Source organism: Staphylococcus pasteuri (assembly GCF_003970495.1).
In the GTDB taxonomy this organism is placed as follows: domain Bacteria; phylum Bacillota; class Bacilli; order Staphylococcales; family Staphylococcaceae; genus Staphylococcus; species Staphylococcus pasteuri.
Genome location: NZ_RXWW01000028.1, coordinates 11,297 through 29,751, shown reverse-complemented (window position 1 = coordinate 29,751; position 18,455 = coordinate 11,297). Strand labels below are relative to the sequence as shown.

At 30.5% G+C, this 18,455-nt stretch carries 21 protein-coding genes; 5 read left to right on the top strand and 16 right to left on the bottom strand.

The window, feature by feature from the left end:
- Positions 1–142 precede the first annotated feature (142 nt).
- Positions 143–517, top strand: coding sequence for a global transcriptional regulator SarA (sarA, locus tag CD121_RS04150; protein ID WP_029056403.1), 375 nt, complete (start codon positions 143–145; stop codon positions 515–517).
- A 220-nt stretch (positions 518–737) separates the two neighbouring features.
- On the opposite strand, the gene CD121_RS04145 is transcribed toward sarA, so the two are convergent.
- The 16 genes from CD121_RS04145 to CD121_RS04075 all read right to left on the bottom strand — a co-directional run bounded on the left by CD121_RS04145 (position 738) and on the right by CD121_RS04075 (position 14,229).
- Complete coding sequence (locus CD121_RS04145; RefSeq protein WP_126567498.1) at positions 738–1,541, bottom strand: alpha/beta fold hydrolase; 804 nt, start codon at positions 1,539–1,541, stop codon at positions 738–740.
- A 483-nt stretch (positions 1,542–2,024) separates the two neighbouring features.
- On the bottom strand, positions 2,025–2,741 hold the full coding sequence (locus CD121_RS04140; RefSeq protein ID WP_126567497.1) for a hypothetical protein: 717 nt from the start codon (positions 2,739–2,741) through the stop codon (positions 2,025–2,027).
- A 373-nt stretch (positions 2,742–3,114) separates the two neighbouring features.
- Entirely contained in the window at positions 3,115–3,621 is a 507-nt protein-coding gene (locus tag CD121_RS04135) for an SA0570 family protein (RefSeq protein WP_017636350.1), read from the bottom strand.
- 155 nt (positions 3,622–3,776) lie between these two features.
- On the bottom strand, positions 3,777–4,565 hold the full coding sequence (locus CD121_RS04130) for an alpha/beta fold hydrolase (protein ID WP_108017118.1): 789 nt from the start codon (positions 4,563–4,565) through the stop codon (positions 3,777–3,779).
- Positions 4,549–5,271 (bottom strand): HAD family hydrolase, encoded by a 723-nt coding sequence (locus CD121_RS04125; protein ID WP_029056399.1) that lies wholly within the window; start codon positions 5,269–5,271, stop codon positions 4,549–4,551. Before CD121_RS04125 ends, CD121_RS04130 begins: the two co-directional genes overlap by 17 nt.
- A gap of 52 nt (positions 5,272–5,323) precedes the next feature.
- On the bottom strand, positions 5,324–6,274 hold the full coding sequence (locus CD121_RS04120) for a FecCD family ABC transporter permease (protein WP_029056398.1): 951 nt from the start codon (positions 6,272–6,274) through the stop codon (positions 5,324–5,326).
- 148 nt (positions 6,275–6,422) lie between these two features.
- Positions 6,423–7,319, bottom strand: coding sequence for an ABC transporter substrate-binding protein (locus tag CD121_RS04115; protein WP_029056397.1), 897 nt, complete (start codon positions 7,317–7,319; stop codon positions 6,423–6,425).
- 175 nt (positions 7,320–7,494) lie between these two features.
- Complete coding sequence (locus CD121_RS04110; protein WP_126567496.1) at positions 7,495–8,841, bottom strand: MATE family efflux transporter; 1,347 nt, start codon at positions 8,839–8,841, stop codon at positions 7,495–7,497.
- 215 nt (positions 8,842–9,056) lie between these two features.
- On the bottom strand, positions 9,057–9,566 hold the full coding sequence (locus CD121_RS04105) for a DUF805 domain-containing protein (RefSeq protein WP_017636356.1): 510 nt from the start codon (positions 9,564–9,566) through the stop codon (positions 9,057–9,059).
- Between the two features lie 2 nt (positions 9,567–9,568).
- On the bottom strand, positions 9,569–10,081 hold the full coding sequence (locus CD121_RS04100) for a DUF805 domain-containing protein (protein ID WP_126567495.1): 513 nt from the start codon (positions 10,079–10,081) through the stop codon (positions 9,569–9,571).
- Between the two features lie 177 nt (positions 10,082–10,258).
- The gene (locus CD121_RS04095) at positions 10,259–10,891 is read right to left on the bottom strand and encodes an endonuclease III domain-containing protein (RefSeq protein WP_126567494.1); all 633 of its coding nucleotides are present in this window, start codon (positions 10,889–10,891) and stop codon (positions 10,259–10,261) included.
- Between the two features lie 90 nt (positions 10,892–10,981).
- Positions 10,982–12,643, bottom strand: a complete 1,662-nt coding sequence (gene argS / locus CD121_RS04090) for an arginine--tRNA ligase (RefSeq protein WP_126567493.1) — start codon at positions 12,641–12,643, stop codon at positions 10,982–10,984.
- Positions 12,643–13,056: a YwiB family protein gene (locus tag CD121_RS04085; RefSeq protein WP_126567492.1), complete on the bottom strand. Its 414-nt coding sequence runs from the start codon at positions 13,054–13,056 to the stop codon at positions 12,643–12,645. The genes argS and CD121_RS04085 overlap by 1 nt, the downstream gene beginning before the upstream one ends.
- Positions 13,057–13,204: 148 nt before the next feature.
- Positions 13,205–13,330: a hypothetical protein gene (locus CD121_RS12360; RefSeq protein ID WP_017636361.1), complete on the bottom strand. Its 126-nt coding sequence runs from the start codon at positions 13,328–13,330 to the stop codon at positions 13,205–13,207.
- Between the two features lie 93 nt (positions 13,331–13,423).
- Positions 13,424–13,816, bottom strand: coding sequence for a hypothetical protein (locus CD121_RS04080; protein WP_017636362.1), 393 nt, complete (start codon positions 13,814–13,816; stop codon positions 13,424–13,426).
- 173 nt (positions 13,817–13,989) lie between these two features.
- Complete coding sequence (locus tag CD121_RS04075; RefSeq protein WP_017636363.1) at positions 13,990–14,229, bottom strand: hypothetical protein; 240 nt, start codon at positions 14,227–14,229, stop codon at positions 13,990–13,992.
- A gap of 279 nt (positions 14,230–14,508) precedes the next feature.
- Between CD121_RS04075 and larA the strand changes: the two genes are divergently transcribed.
- The 4 genes from larA to larC form a co-directional block, all read left to right on the top strand.
- On the top strand, positions 14,509–15,774 hold the full coding sequence (gene larA, locus CD121_RS04070) for a nickel-dependent lactate racemase (RefSeq protein ID WP_126567491.1): 1,266 nt from the start codon (positions 14,509–14,511) through the stop codon (positions 15,772–15,774).
- A 28-nt stretch (positions 15,775–15,802) separates the two neighbouring features.
- Positions 15,803–16,627 carry an ATP-dependent sacrificial sulfur transferase LarE gene (larE, locus tag CD121_RS04065; protein ID WP_029056390.1) on the top strand — a complete coding sequence of 275 codons (825 nt, stop codon included), beginning with the start codon at positions 15,803–15,805 and terminating at the stop codon, positions 16,625–16,627.
- Positions 16,628–16,661: 34 nt separating this feature from the next.
- Positions 16,662–17,420, top strand: a complete 759-nt coding sequence (gene larB / locus CD121_RS04060; RefSeq protein WP_117238849.1) for a nickel pincer cofactor biosynthesis protein LarB — start codon at positions 16,662–16,664, stop codon at positions 17,418–17,420.
- 16 nt (positions 17,421–17,436) lie between these two features.
- The coding region (larC, locus tag CD121_RS04055) for a nickel pincer cofactor biosynthesis protein LarC (protein ID WP_126567499.1) at positions 17,437–18,455 on the top strand (1,019 nt) is incomplete at its 3' end.

Here is an 18,455-nt window from a genome sequence, read left to right as displayed (position 1 = left end):
AAATATATTTCTTTAAATAAATTTAATACTAAATTATGGCAGACACTTCATATTTTTCAAAAAAGAGATATAAATATATAAAATCGGGTAAAGACACTTATAAAGGTATATGTAAGTGTATATAAATAGGGAGGTTTCAGTAATGGCTATTTCAAAAATAAATGATTGCTTCGAGTTACTAGCAATGGTCACTTATGCTGACAAATTAAAAAGTATTATCAAAAAAGAATTTTCAATTAGCTTTGAAGAATTCGCAGTTTTAACTTATATTAGTGAACACAAAGAAGAGGAATATTACCTTAAAGATATTATTAACCATTTAAACTATAAACAACCACAAGTTGTTAAAGCGGTTAAAAACTTATCACAAGAAGATTATTTCGATAAAAAACGTAACGAACATGATGAAAGAACTGTATTAATCTTAGTTAATACTAAACAACGTAAAAAAATTGATGAATTATTAAAACGTGTTAATAATCGTATTACAGAAGCAAACGACGAAAACGAAGTATAAGTCTCGTATTGAAGTATAGCTTTGTTAAAAGATACGCATATTTTAGCTACCAACTTAATATACTTTAATGTACGTATCTATTTTGCTTACCTATCTTGATAAAGATAGGTATTTTTTAATGATGAATTGTTTGGAAGATGATTAAAATGTGTCTGACATTAAAAAGGTTACTTATCATGATTTAGCATGATAAGTAACCTTTTTTGCTTATCTAAATAAACTATTTAGATATCCAATGTTCAATTGAACTTATAAAATCTAAGTATACATTTATAAATTTTTCTGGCTCTTCAATATGTGGTGCATGTCCTGACTCATTGAATATCATTTTAGTAATATTTTCAAAATGATCATCAACACAATAATTGATTTTATCTTTAATTAACGGATCATAGAAACCATTTATAATTAATGTTGGTACGTTAACCAACTGTGTAGCTTCTTGTTCTTCTGCATTAGAAGATATTAGAGCTCTAATCGCTATAGCACTTTCTTCTGCTGAAGGTCTGCTATACATTCTTTGATCTTGAAACCATTTCATTGTATTATCTTGTTCTTTAAATAGAAATGGAAATAATAATAACAACGCTTCGGATTTATTAAAACCAGCAACTAAATATTGATGATCCACCATCAATTGTGTGAAACCATGAGCAATATCCTCCCTTTTAGAAGAAATCGCAGTTAACGAAATGGTTTTAAAAGGATATTTTTCGGTGAAACGTTTTCCAATTAATCCGCCCATATCATGTCCTAAAATATGTGCCGAGCTTATGTCTAATTGATCCATTAACATATATAAGTCTTCAATGTGATCTTCTAAATCATACACTTCACATCGTGACGATTTCCCATGACCACGTACATCATAAGTTATGACTCTATAGCGGTCACTTAATTGTTCAGATAATTGTTTAAATGCTGCTAAGTTGCCATCTAATCCATGAATTAATACGATGGGAATGCCTTGCCCTACATCACGATAAGCAATTTCAATTTCATTGCTTAATTGAACTTTATCCATAGTGGCACCTCCCTTTAGTAATTACTATACCCATTTGAAAATATCTTTACGCCAATATTTAGAAGTTCTTAACAATTTATTGTTTAGAACTTCTTAGGGCGCTACTCTGAAATCTCTGATTTCTTAGTGTTGCCCCCGCAATGATGATTAGATAACTAACGAGTGTAACGATGCTTAGTTATCAATCAGCTACTGCGTGGCATGAGCTTTAGCTCAGGCGTTCCTCTGCAACTTAGTAATTTTATTACTTAGAACTTCTTAGGGCGCTACTCTGAAATCTCTGATTTCTTAGTGTTGCCCCCGCAATGATGATTAGATAGTATTCAACTTACTTTAACCTTATAAATTTCTTGTTACATTTTTTCATTTAAATGAACGAGCCTGGGACATAAAACAATGTCTCAGGCTACATTTAGTGTTCAAATAAAATAAAGAAAAGCCTTCATAAGACTTTTTCTTAATGAAGGCTTTAATATAGATTTATTAACTTTTTGTACGTTCTGATAATTTAATAGTGCAGTAAATAATTAATATCACTAATAAAATCCAAATGACTAATGAGAATATTTGTGCAACATCTGGATTTGAAACCATAGCATCAATCGTTTTTTGACAAACTAGCAATCCCAAACCAGTAAATTCTAATTTTCTAAAATAAATTCCAATTATAGCTAAAACAATTCCGACAAAGAAAACAAATTGATGGCCATATATTGATATTGGAATAATCGACCAATTAAAATGGAAACCTTGCATCGTAATGAGTATAATCGCAATTGCTGCTATAATAAATCCAAATATCATTTCAAACCGGTTACTGTAGAGATAGTTCTTTTTATTAATTCTGACATAAATCCAAATTGATATTGGAAAAATAACTAAACAATAAAATAGACTGATACCAGTAATCGCCTGAAATTGAACATACTGTTTATCATATAAATAAGAAATCAGAATAAAATTAATGATAAAAAAGATAATAGGATTAAGTTCAAGATCAAATAAATTACGTTGAATAATCAATATAATTTGTGCTGGAGATTTACCTCTATATTCTATATAATCTTGGTCTTTGGCTTCTGACTTTTGGATATCTACACGAAACTTTTCTTTTATATCATCAATTAGATTAGGCGACATACCTTTATGACTGAAATAGTCATTGATATTTTCAAGTAAAACTTTATCATTTACCCTCATTTTAAGCTCCTTTAATAACACTTTCTTGATGTTCATTTTATTCGATAAACTACTTAAGAAGAAAACTTAAGCATACTATTTTCACTCTATACATAAATTTCAAACTATTAAACACGCTTTAATTACTATCAATATAGCATTGTAACATAATATTTTCATGATTTCTTCACACTTAAATTTAATTTTATACTAATGGTTAAGTTTATCCTAGATAAAATAAACTAATTTTATTTATTCAAAACACAAAATAACCGACAAACATATATTCAAAATATTGATGTACACCTTTAAAGTTGAACTAAATTCCTAACTTTATGACATGTATATCATTTATGAATATGTTTATCGGTTATTAGCTATTTAAAACGCTATTTTATTTACCTAAATCCACTCTATAAAGTTTTACATTTTTATCTTTAGGTGAATTTGAGCTAAATTGATAGCTTGCATTTTTGTCTTGGATATAACCAAAGTTACCAGTTACTTTATTATAATGTACACGGCTTACAGCACTAGGGCTTACATTTTGTTTAACTGATTTATATGTTGGTCCGTCAGCTTTATTATAAGTCATAGATACACGTGTCACGTGACCTTTATCTTTTTTGCCATCTGCTGTAACTAATAGAACGCCTTTATGTGTTCTAAATTCATAATAGTGTTCTGATCCATTTTCATTATAAGAATAAATTGGATGACTATATTTATTTAAAACACTTTGAATAGACTCGCCTATTTTAACATTTTCTAATGATTGATCGCCTTGAGTGATTTGTTGAACGGTTTGAAGTGAATTTCCAGTTGCTGCTTCAACGTGATTAACGTTTACTCCTGTGACAACTAGACCTGAAACAAGTAATGATGCCATTAGCTTTTTCATAAGCACACGCTCCTTTTTATCAATATCTCTTTCTTGTGCTTACTGTTAGTATACTATAAATATTACTAAAATGACAATAATATTACAAAAACATTACAGATTTCATTCTAAAGTCTTACACAAACCCTTCATTAAACCAATGTTTATATTGTTTATCAACGTATGTGTTGCTTGATAAATGTGGATACATCATCAATAAACTTATGTTCTTCTTCTACAAATGGATATAAACTAGAAGCACTATACACTAAAAATTCTCCGTGTACTATTAAATCTAATACTTCTTTCGCTTCTAATGTTGTTGTTCTTTCTCCATATTCTCCAGCAATAATTAGGGTCGGTGCTTCTACTTCTGAAAATACTTCAGCAATACCCTTAGATTTAAATACCTCTTCGATAGCTTGTATTTCCTCTTTTGTTGAAATAGCATTCGTATCTTCTACATGTTTTAAAAATTTATTTATTTTACGTGGTTTGTAATATTTTTTATTATTTAAAAATTTAGACTGTTCCTCTTCATTCCAATTACGTATTTTATGAGCATATTTTCTAAATAATCGTTCTTCAGGTAATTCTCCCTCAACAGATGTAGGATTAACTAAAGTTAATGAAGAAACATAGTCAGGATATCTTACAGCCAAATCAGATATAATCATAGTAGCTAGTTCATGGCCAATAAATGCAGCTTGGTCTATGTATATGTAATCTAATAATGCGATAATGTCATCTGAAAACTCTTTAAATACTATGTTTCTAGGCTTATCAGAGTATCCATGCCCTCTTAAATCAATCAACACCACTTGAAATGATTTAGCAAGCTTTTTAGCCAAATTATTAAAAACAGAATAATTATCGTATGCTGTATGAACAAGCACTACAGGATAACCCTCGCCTAACGTATTGTAGTGTAATGTTGTTCCATCATTTCTAGTAAATAAATCCATTAGATTGTTCTCCTTCTAAGTTAAAGTTTTTCGGTAATATATCTAATAATTCTTCGATTGTTGTAATTGTAAAATCTACTTCTTCTTTAAGAGGCTCTATTTCAGCATATTCTTGTTTATACCATACACTTACCATTCCCATGGCACGTGCAGGTGCGACATCATTTAAAGCATCGTCTCCGACATACATAATCTCCTCTGCTTTAACATCTAGTTGATCAATCATATCTTCAAATATTTTTGGATGGGGTTTTCGATAACCTACTGTTTCAGAAGTAGATAAGTAATTAATCACATGCATAATACCTAAAGAATGTAATCTGAATTGCTTTATTTTTGATTTCCCATTAGCTATAACACCAATAAGATAGTCAGCATTAGACAATCTCTCCAAAGTGTATAACGTGTCATAATAAGGAAAGACATAACGATAGAAATGCATCTCAAAGTCATTAAATAAATCTTTCCAAGTTAATCTATCAATATGAAATTGCTTTATAATTTCTTTATACAAATCCGGTTTATCATTATCTTCATCATCATCTAACTCGATAAATTTATTTTTAAAATCAGCGAGCTGTACATGGACAAAATAATCATGAAATCTTTCATATTGTTCTTCTATAAATTTCTCACGTGATTTTACTCGATCTAGCAATGTCCCCTCTAAATCAAAGACAATTGCTTTTATATGACTCAAATCCATCTTAGTAACCTCTTCATAGTTTATTAATTCCTATTTTAGCAAATGAATAGGATTAGCGTAATACTTTATATTGAGATAATAATATATAACATAATACTGGTATACCTAGTAATGCCATGACTATACTGGCTGGTATTTGTATTGGATGAATAACCGTACTTCCTATGAAATCTGCCATTATCATAACAGTAGCCCCAATGATTGTATTCAAAATCATCTGTATTCCTAACTCAAAACGCCAATAATAACGACGGACTAATTGAGGCACAATCATACCTATGAAGCCGATAATGCCCACATAGGCTACGACAACTGCCGTTATAATTGAAGCTATAGTAAGTACTATAAATGTAATACGTTGAACATTTAAACCTAAAGACTGCCCCTTCAATTCACCCAGTTGCAATAATTTAATAGAACGGATTAATAAGGATAAACATACAATAGCTACAATTAATACGATAGCTATCACTATATTATTTTCAATTTCAGCAGAGGCAAATCCTCCAAATAAATAGTTGGCTACTGAATTTAATTTTTGTGGCTTAATTAAAATCAAAATATATAATAAAGCATTAAATAAGGCACCTATCATCAAACCAATGAGTACTAAAACTCGCACAGGATACCCGTGAGATAATGCCATAGTTAGTCCTAACACTATTACAAGTGTAATAAGACTAAAGCCAATAGAGAAAAAAGGAATCCACAAGAAACTTAAACCAAGAAAAAGTGCTAAACCTGAACCAAATGTTGCTCCACTTGCTAACCCCAACGTAAAACTATCAGCTAATGGATTATTAAGTACAGTCTGAAACATTTGACCTGCTAAAGTTAAAGTTGCTCCCGTAAGTACAGCTTCCATCACTCTTGGTAATCTAACTTTCAATAAAATAGTTTGATTAAATGGATCTGATAAATCACCAATTTGCCATACCAAACTTATTAAAGTAATCACTATTAATAATAATGTCCATATTAAAATTGTTTTCAACTTTTTCATTTTATTCTCTTTCCTATTTACAATATAGATATCGTGCTCATCATAACAAATTTTAAATAAAAAAAGTACTAGCCATTCAAGTTACCTACCTATCTAAAAACTTTACTTATAGGCCTGACATGTTTCTGCTAGTACTTTTAAATTTATATTATTTTTTATAAATAGCGTCTCTTAATTCTTTTAATCCATCATCAATTCTAGGTCCTGGTCGTGATATTTCGTCACCATTTACTGTTTCAATGCGATTGTGTTTTACCCCATTCGTTTTATCGAATCCACCACGTTTTTCGATAATTTTTTTATAATCAGATTGTGACATTCCTTCAGTTGAAATAAATATATCTGGATTGTGCTTTATAATGCTTTCTTTGCTTACAGATTTCCAACCTTCAATATCATTAAAGCTGTTTTTAGCTTGAAGTTTGTTTAACATATCATTAAAGAAAGTATGCTGACCTGCTGTGTAAATATCTGGTTTTGATGATACTTCAATAAATACATTTTGTTTTTTATGATGCTTTGGAATAGATTGCACTACTTTATTTACATTGTCTTTCGTTTCTTTGACTAATTGATTCGCTTGTTTTTCTTTATGCGTTAACTTTCCTATAGATTTAAATGTATCGTATGTTTCATCAATTGATTGAGCATCTTTCACATAGACGACCTTAATCCCGTCTTTTTTTAGTGAATCTAATACTTTTCCAGATGATGATTTTTGTGATTCGTGCGCAAGTATTAAATCAGGTTTTGCTTTTAATAGCGCTTCTTTATTTAAGTTCATTGAATCAAATTGCTTTTTCCCTTTTTTAACATTTTTAGGGTAATCATCTACTGTAGATACACCTACTACATTGTCTCCTAAACCAAGTTCATATAGAATTTCTGTGTTGCTTGGCATTAGCGAAACGATTCGATGATATGGTGATTTTCCATCAGAAGCTTGTTTATCTTTATTATTAGATGATTTAGAATCATTACCTTGACTGCAACCTGCTAGAATTAAAATTGTAGCTATCATGACTATCCACAAATGACGTTTCATATATTCTCATTCCATTCAGTTTAATTTTTATATGTATAATCTTTCTTTTAATCATATCAAATTCTATACAAATTTCATTAGGTTTTTCATTTTTTCAAAATATAATTTATTTTTACATTGATTTTAATAAAAAAGTCCCTACTACAATTAGTAGCAAGAACTTTGTTTTTATCTATTACTTATTTTCTTCAGTAATGACTTTTTGATCCCATTTTCCAAATTGATAATATGAGACTGCAAAGATACTACTTATAATAAAACCAATTCCCATACCTATAGCAATACCATTTTGACCAAACATTTTTGAAAAAAGCTCAGTTAATGGAAATCTTAGTATCCAGAATGAGATGATATTTAAAATTAACACTTGATACATGGCTCCTGATGCTCTCACAATACCATTAAACACAAAATTTAAGCCTAAGAATGGATAACAAAGCGCTACAATTCTCAAGTAATGACTACCAAAATTAACGGCTTCAGGATCTTGAATAAAGAATCTAATTGCAACATCTGCAACTAAAATAACAATTAATGCAATCGTAGTCATAATCATGAAATTATATAATGCAGATACTTTGGCAATTTGTCTAACTCTTTTCCAATCACCAACACCAATATTTTGACCTGCCATACTATTTACCGCCGTTCCAAGTGCCATTGCCGGTAACATGATTAAACTATCTAATCTTTGAGATGCACTAAAACCAGCTACAGTATCTCCACCAAATTGAGTCACTACACTTAAAATAGCTGCATTACCGCCTTGAATAACAGCCATTTGTAGACCGGCTGGTATCCCTAATTTTAATATTAATAACACTTGTTCTATAGATGGTACTTTAGGAATGGTGAAAGGAACTAATTCGTGTTTCATTGAATGATATAAACTATAAATAAACGCTAGACCTTGAGATACAACAGTTGAAAGTGCCGCACCCGCTATGCCTAACTTAAATCCACCTATAAATAATGGGGCTAAAAAAGCATTGAGTACAACAGCTAGAAAAACGATACGCATCGGTGTTTTACTATCTCCAAGCGCACGTGACACTGTATTTACAAAATTATATCCGAATAAGAATAAAATACCTAAAAAGCTTATTTGTAAATAGGTATTAGCTTGTCCTAATAAAGACTCCGGTGTTCCCATCAATAATAATAATTGCTTTGAAAAGATAAATCCAAGGGCACCAAAAATAATTGCCATCGTTGTCATAACAACAACAAAGGCATTCAAATATTGTTTTAAACCTTGATAATCTTTTTTACCGAAAAATTGAGACAATATCGTTAATACTGCGTTATTGAGACCAATAATAAAAGAAAGCATTGTAAGTAAAATCGTCGTTGAAATTGCAACTGCACCTAAAGCATGTGCACCTAATAAATTACCTACCCATAAACTCGCAATAATCTGAAACGAAGATTGAAGAAGGTTTGTAAGCATGATTGGTCCTGAGAAAAAGAATAAAGATTTAAATATATTACCATGTGTAAAATCTCTTTGATTACTTAGCATGAAACCACCCTCATTCATAGTAATTAAACAAGCGACTCGTATTATCATTTGATTATAACTTTTTTATCTTACTTATTCACTAGGATAATGTCAATTTGTAAATATAAGTCCCCTTTTTTAAGAATTAATTTATAGTTGCTGATGAGTTTATACAAAATAAAACTGTATTATAAGCTACAAAGCTCGTAACACAGTTTTAAAAAATTAGTATTTATTTAAGATTGAGTTGTCTCACCTTTAGGATTAGGTCCATATTGGTTTGTTCCTTTTTCACTGTCTTGTATGCAATAAGCTAAACAAATAAGTGAGATAGCAATTAAAAATATGAAATATATTAATGCAATTAGGCTAATTATCCCTATTAAAATATGATTATTTATATCTAACTGACTATCTAGGTGATATTCTTTTATAATTTCATTACTTAAAGATAGTATTGATGTGACTAGCATAATAACTGGTATCGTCATGCCTCTGCCAATATCATGAAATCGTCTTACTGATAATGTGAAAATTACTATATAAAAGATGATAGCCACTATATAATCTATAATGTCGAAAACAATACCAAAACTTCCTGTTATATTTGATAAAAAATCAAATAATAATGTTAAAATAGCCATTAAAATAGTATTAAGTAACAAGGCCCACCAGAAATCTTTTCTTCGAGTTCGTCCTTCTAATATCAAGGCATTTTGCCAAGATTTTTTGAATGCATTAATCATAATTAATCTCCTTTATTTTTAACTTTTTTAGGGTTGGGACCATACTGATTCGTTCCTTCTTCACTATTCTTAACACAGTAAACTAGAGCCATAATTGAAATGGCAATAGATGCTATTGCAAGAATTATTGAGACAATAGCTATAATTATTAATAATGCTACATTTGAATCAGAAATTTGAGAAATCCATTTATAATCCTCACTAATCTGATATATAGGGGATAGTAATGTTAAAACCAAATAGATGATTGGTATTGTTTTTCCTTTACCTATATCATGAAATCGTCTCACTGATATCGAAAACATAGGTATTGCCAGCACAACATAAAATATATAAAACACAATATCGTGTAAAACTTTACCATTTTCCATATGTGCAAAAACTAATGCAGCAATAATCGCCATGATTATTAAACAAATAATATTTAATAAAGCACCTAACCAAAAATCTTTGCGTCGTGTCCGTCCTTCACACGTAAAAGCATATTGCCAAAACTTTTTATATGCATTAATCATAATCATTTCTCCTATTTTTTCTTATTTCCTATTATATAATTTATATATTATTTTTCAAACGTTTTCAAAATAATAGTAATTTATAGTTATGATGAATTTTAAAATGATTATGATATGATTCAAATTCACAAAATCAAAGAATACCAATACTTATCATAATTCTTTATATACAATATTTTATTCAAAATACGGATCTAAAAAGGTATAATGTGTGCCATTTTTAATATTGAAGTAGTTCTTTCCAAAGTTATCTAACAAAGCATGAAATTCATTAGCATCTTGATTCGTAAAAGTACTTGGTAATTGAATTTCTTTTTTAAACTTATCATAACTATCAGTATTAGAATATCCTAATTTGGCATACAAACGTCTCGTATAACTATCTGGAATAAATTCTATTCCACCAAAAATGTAAACTATTAATACGTCAGCCGTTTCACTGCCGACGCCTCTAATTTTTAATAATTCCTTTCTCAAATCGTCTCCAAATTTTGAAACAATAGCCTCATAATTAAATTGATAATCATTTAACCATGATAATAAAGCATGTATAGCCTTCCCTTTATTTTTATAGAATCCACTCGATTTAATGATTTGTTGTAAGTCTTCTAGTGGTATATCTAAAATGTGTTGTGGATTAAAATTTGTTTCATGTTTTAAAGATGTTAAGGCTAAGTCTGCATTTTTCCAATTTGTATTTTGGACGAGTATTGCTCCTAACATCATTTCTATTTCACTGGCGGCAGGCCACCAATGTTGAGGCCCCATATTATGATATAGAATGTCATATAACTCTTGTGTTTGTAACAATTTTTCACCACTTTCTAGTTCTTTATATTAAAAATACCCCTATAACCGCAGCTATAAGGGTATTTGAGACAATTTATTTTATAATATTTACTACATTGTTTCTGGTGCTGATACACCAACTAATGCTAATGCATTATTTAATGTTATTCTTACCGCTTCTATTAATGCAACATGTGCTTTTGTTTTTTCAATGTCATTTGTAAGTACTTTTTCAGCATTATAGAATTTATGAAAATGAGAAGCTAAATCTTGAATGTAATTAGTCATACGATGTGGTGCTCTTGATTCTGCAGCACTTTCAATCGTAGTTTCAAATTCAGCTACTTTTTTCAATAATTCAATTGCTTTGTCATTAGTAATTTTTGAAAAATCAACATCAGTACTAACCTCAATACTTTGATCTTTAGCTTGTTTCAAGATAGAACAAATACGAGCATGCGCATATTGTGCATAATACACTGGATTGTCTTGAGATTGTTCTTTTGCTAATTCCATATCAAAATCAAAGTGTGTATCTGGGCTACGCATAGTTAAGAAGTAACGCGCAGCATCCACACCAACTTCATCCATAATTTCGCGTAAAGTAATCGCGTTGCCTGTACGTTTACTCATTTTAACTTCTTCACCATTTTGCATTAAACGTACCATTTGCATGATTTGAATTTCTAATCGGTCACTGTCTACACCAAAAGTTTCAAGTGATGCTTTCAAACGATTAATATAACCGTGATGATCAGCACCCATTAAATCGATTAAAATATCATTTCCACGTTGAACTTTATCAAAATGATAGGCAATGTCAGGTAAGAAATAAGTGTAATTGCCATCTTTTTTAATTAAAACTCTATCTTTGTCATCTTTAAAGTCAGATGTACGTAACCAAGTCGCACCATCTGCTTCATAGGTATAGCCTAATTCATTCATTTTAGCTAATACTTCTTTAATTTCTCCTTTTTCATAAAGAGATGTTTCGCTAAACCAACTATCAAAATGAGTATGGAAATCTGATAAATCTTTTTTCAATTTAGACATTTCATAATCGACACCTAGCTGTCTAAATGTCTTCAAACGTTCTTCATCGCTATAATCTTTAATTTCTGGTTGTTTATCAGCTAAATCTTTACCAATTTCAATAATATCTTTGCCGTTATATCCATCTTCAGGCATTTCATGACTGTTATCACCTAACGCCTCAAAGAAACGTGTTTCGATAGAGCGCGCAAGATTAGAAATTTGATTACCAGCATCATTAATATAATATTCACGAGTTACATTATATCCAGCAGCAATTAAAATATTAGCTAGCGTGTCACCAACAGCCGCATTTCGTGCATGACCGATATGTAAATCACCAGTTGGGTTGGCTGATACATATTCAAGTAAAATATTTTTGTTTTTAGATGTTTCTGCATTCCCAAATTGATGTCCTTTTTGGATTGCTTCTGGAATGATGTCAGTTAAGTATTGATTGTCTAGATAGAAATTAATAAATCCAGGTCCTGCAATATCAATTTGTTTAACATGTGCTTTACTAGCATCTAAGTTGTCGACAATCGCTTGAGCAATGTCTCTTGGGTTACGTTTAGCAATTTTAGTTAATACCATTGCGATATTTGTTGAATAATCTCCATTCTTTACATCTTTAGGAATTTCAATTTTAATTTCTGGAATATCTTCTGCTAATTCAGCTTTTTTAATACTTGCTTCTATTTCTTGAATAAGCGTCTGCTTTACTTGATCGATAATATTCATTAGCCTAACTCCTTATAATTTATTTCATATTGGTATGAACCCATTTTTTCATCATTTTGATATAGTTCGTAATGTACTTTCAGTTTACCACCATCTGGTGTTACAAAATGTAGAATACTTAACGTTTTAACATTTAATGGAATACGTCCAGCTGGTATATCGTAAAGGGTCGTTGTTTCCGCACCTTCTACAAAATGAAAGTTCATATTAATGTCGCCTTTACGGATCAATTTTACGCCGTCATCCTCTATCTTAATCGTTACATTCACTTTGGCATCATCTATATTTTCGTTATATCTAATGATGTGAGACTGACGCTTGTGCCATGATCCCTCAGTAGTAAAATCAAACTTCTCTTTATCACCGTTCTGTTTAATAATTTGTTTCGTTTGAATTTTTACATTATTTTCCAATTTACTACTCCCTTATCCTACACAATAATACATGATATTATAGCATAATTGCCCTATTGCTTGTAGTATTGGCCTATTTAAAATATTTAAAAAACAAAAAATGAGCAAACTATAATTAGTTCACCCACTTAAAGTAAAACAAGGATACTTAAATCAAATCTTCTACTGATTCAATATCAACAATATCACTTTGATACTTATATTTTTCCATTTGATACTTATAGAAATATACGATGCCGAAACTCAATGTTGTAATGAATATTAATTTATTCATGTCTATACCTCATATTCTATAATATTAATTATTTAATTTTTATATTATCATTTTTATATGTATGTGTAAATATACCCTCTCCTGAAATGATAACTATTGGAACGCTCCTTCTTTATAAATCACTTTTTCTTTATTTCCATCTATAAACTTGTCATAGTTTTCTTTTTGAAAGTCACTTAGCAACACTTTAGATGTGCCATATTTTAATACACCCGCTTCAGTTACAATTCGCATTTTTCTAAATAACATACCATCTTTAAGTCTTATCTCTATAACAGGTGCATAATCTAAAATATCAGCATCTTTAATTTCAAAAGTTTTAAATGCAATAGTGACACATGCAAACGTATCTTCTCCTAAATAATACACATGTAAGTCTTCTTGCTTATGTTGTCCTACTAAAAATCTACCTTTAACAAAATTTAACTCAGGATATTTTAGTTCTAAATAATCGATTAGTTCATCTTCTTTTAATTTAAATTGCATGGTCTCATCCCCTATATCAATTTTTAATTCATTAAAAATCATTAAACATTCCTATAATAATAGCCATTCATTCTTTTTCAAAATGAATGGCTGAATTTATAGCTGTATTTTATTTTCTTACTAAATTTAACAATTCTACTTCATATGATTTATCTTAAAAGCAATTGGTAAAATTATGCACCTGCATTTGATGCAATAATATATCCTAAAGTGAACCCTAAAATAGCGAATACTATTGCAGCGACGATAATGATAATACCGTGTGTCTTTTTACCTTTACTAATTGTTAAAGCACCAAACACAATTCCTGCTGGACCAAAAATAATTGGTAATACAATTAGTGATAACGCAGAAAATACCCATCCAAGGATTATAAAAACTAATGCATTATTATCTTTTTGTTGTTCAGGCATATTTTAACCTCCTTATGTTTATCTAAATTAAATATACATTTTTTTGATGAATTTGTTAATACTATTTAATCTTTTTTTACAATATAAATATAGAAAACAAAATATTAATTCATAAATTTACATTTACATATAAAAGAACAATTCAATGGTGGTAATAGTTATATACTTTCATAAATTAAAATTTTGCAATACCTATGATATAATTTAACTATAATAATCAAACAATTCAGAACAAAAACAAGAAGAGATTTCAATGCTTCTACAACGGAGGGGAATATTTTGATAACAAAAGTATTATATGGGAAATCCGAAATAGATGTTGAAGTTCCTGACGATAGCACAGTCATAGAACCCTTAAATATTGATCCAGTGGAAAATGTAGAGGGAACGATTAAAGATGTATTACAACATCCTACCAACTCGAAACCTTTAAAAGACATGGTTAAAAGTAGTGATACAGTTTCTATTGTCATTAGTGATATTACACGACCTACACCTAACCATATATTGGTACCGTTATTAATGGAAGAGTTAAGTCATGTACCTCGAGAAAACTTTGTGATTATCAATGGCACTGGCACACATAGAGATCAAACACGAGAAGAATTAATAAGTATGTTAGGCGAAGACATTGTTGACACTGTTAAAATTGTTCACAATCATTGTAATGAAGAAGAAAGCTTAACAAAAGTTGGCCATAGTCAATATGGTTGTGATGTTTATTTAAATAAAGACTATGTAGAATCTGATTTTAAAATTGTGACTGGTTTTATTGAGCCTCACTTTTTTGCAGGTTTTTCTGGTGGTCCTAAAGGTATTATGCCAGGTATTGCTGGAATTGAAACCATTCAAACTTTCCATAATGCCCAAATGATTGGCGACCCTCGTTCAACTTGGGGAAATTTAGATGATAATCCTGTCCAAAATATGGCTCGTGAAGTAAATAAAATGTGTAAGCCACACTTTATGTTAAACGTTGCATTAAACAAAGATAAAGAGATTACTGCAGCTTTCGGCGGAGAAGTTTTTGAAGCACACAAACAAGGTTGTGCCTATGTTAAAGAACATGCCATGTTTAAATGTGATCAACGATTCGATGTCGTTATTGCCTCTAACTCAGGTTATCCACTTGACCAAAACCTTTATCAAACTGTTAAAGGTATGAGTGCTGCAAGTAAAGTGGTTAAAGAAGGCGGTAATATTATTATGGTTTCTGAATGTGCAGATGGTTTCCCAGATCATGGTAAATTCGCTGAAATTTTCAAAATGGCAGATACGCCTCAAGGTATTTTAGATTTAATACATGATCCTAACTTTTCTGAAGTTGACCAATGGCAAGTACAAAAACAAGCAAGTATTCAAACATTTGCCAATGTATATGTATATTCAGAGTTAACTGACCAACAACTTAAAGACTCAATGCTTAATCCTACATCAGATATCGAAAAAACATTACAAGAATTAGAAGAATCGTATGGTCGTCCATTAACGATTGGTGTCATGCCTCAAGGTCCATTAACAATTCCATACGTAGAAAATGAATAATTTAAATTAATTATAGGAGGAATTCAACATGACTAATATAAACAATAAAGAAGAAAAATTAGATCAATTATTAAACAATATGGGAAGTGTAGTTATCGCCTTTTCTGGTGGTGTAGATAGTAGTCTCGTTCTAAAAAAAGCAATCGACAATTTAGGAACTGAAAATGTAATGCCTGTTGTAGTCAAATCTGAACTTTTCCGTAATGAAGAATTTGACCAAGCTATCGAACTTGGTAATAGCTTAGGTATTCATGTAGTAGAAGCTGAAATGTCTGAATTGAATGATGAAAATATTATTAAAAACACACCAGAAAGCTGGTATTATAGCAAACGTTTGATGTATAGCAATTTAGAAGATATCAGAAAACAAGTCGGATTTAACTATGTTATCGACGGAATGATTATGGATGACTTAGAAGATTTCCGTCCTGGATTAAAAGCTAGAGAAGAATTTAATGTTCGAAGTGTACTTCAAGAAGCTGAGCTATACAAATCTGAAGTACGTGATTTAAGTCAACAACATCATTTACCAGTTTGGAATAAACCAGCATTATGTAGTTTAGCTTCAAGAATTCCATATGGTGAACCTTTAAGCTTTTCAAAAGTAAATAAAGTTAATGAAGCAGAAAAATATATTCTAAGTCTAGGCGTTAATAATGTTCGTGTACGTTATCATCAAAATATAGCACGTATTGAAGTAGAAGATGATGCGTTATCTACAGTTATTCAAAATAAAACAAATATTACATTAAGACTTAAAGAGCTAGGATTTGACTACGTAACTATCGATTTAGAAGGTTATCGTACAGGTAGTATGAACGAAGTTATAAACACTAAGTCATCTGAATTTTAAGTATTAATTCTAATAATTATAAGGATGTCAAAATATGAAAGATAACAACGAACAACTAGAACAAATTCTAAATAAAGTTCACAACAATCAAATATCTGTAGAAGAAGCGAAAGCCCAACTCCGTCATTACGACGAATTGGGCTTTGCTAAAATCGATTTGCATCGTGCACAAAGACAAGGTTTCCCTGAAGTCATCTTTGGACAAGGTAAAACTAAAGAACAAATTGATCAAATTATCGAAAGTTTACTTAATACCAATCAAACTATTCTCGTAACTCGAGTGAATAATGACAAAGCGCAATATATTATCAATAAGCATCCACAATTACAATATCATGATTTAGCACAAATCATATCTAGTCCAATTGATGCTATACCTAAATCAAACGCGTACATTTCAGTATTATGTGCTGGCACTTCGGACTTACCTATCGCTGAAGAAGCAGCCTTAACAGCAGAAGTCATGGGTACAAATGTTCAAAGATTTTATGATGTAGGTGTTTCAGGTATTCACCGCCTTTTTGAACATATCCAAGATATACGTAAAGGTCACGTTTCAATTGTTATAGCAGGTATGGAGGGTGCATTAGCTAGCGTTGTCGGAGGATTAGTGGATCATCCTGTTTATGCAGTTCCTACTAGTGTAGGTTACGGTGCTAATTTAAATGGTATAACAACATTATTATCAATGATTAATTCATGTGCGCCTGGAACAAGTGTACTTAATATAGATAATGGTTTTGGTGCTGGTTATAATGCTTCGATGATTATAAACATGTTGGAAAATAAATAGAAATGGAGACACTAATATGAGTAATGCATTGTATTTAGATTGTCATGCTGGTATTGCTGGTGACATGCTATTATCCGCACTTGTAGATATAGGTGCTAACCCTCAGGAAATTGAAAATGAATTAAAAAAATTACCCATCGATACGTTTTCATTACATTTTAATAAAGTAATGAAACAAGGTATACAAGCCACGTCACTGAAAATTGATTTTGAAGAATCACATCATCATCGTAAAGCTTCTGATATTTATAACATTATAGATAATAGTACTTTAAATGATAGAGTTAAAACGCGTAGCAAAGCTATTTTCAATGTTATTGCACATGCTGAAGCTAAAATACATGGTATGTCAGTAGGCGAAGTTCATTTTCATGAAGTAGGCGCTATGGATTCAATCATTGATATCATTGGAGGCTGTATTGCTCTAGAACTTTTAGACATAGATACCCTTTATTGTTCACCTATTCCAACAGGAAATGGTCGAATAAAAATCGCACATGGTATTTATCCAATTCCAGCACCAGCTACTGCAGAAATATTAAAAGGAATCCCTTTAGCTCAGTTTAATGTATCTAGTGAATTAACTACACCTACTGGGGCAGCTTTTGCTAAAAGTCTTGTAACTTCGTTTGGTACATTTCCTGCAAATACAATGAAGAACATTGGTTATGGAGCCGGAACCAAAGATTTCGACTTTCCAAATGTGTTAAGAGTCATTCAATTTGAAGTACTAGACCAACAAAATGAAGCTGACCAGGTACAGGTCATAGAATGTCAAATTGATGATATGACCGCTGAAATGTTAGGTGATTTAATGGAAAATACTTTAAATCAAAAGGTATTGGACATATTCTACACACCAATTATTATGAAAAAACAACGCCCAGCTACTCAACTTACAGTTATTTGTAAACCAGATGATAAATCAACTATCGAAGATTTCATACTTACACATACATCAACGTTAGGTGTTAGAAGCTATACAGTTAATCGTCGTATTCTAAGTCGTAAATATCATGATATTGAAACACCTTA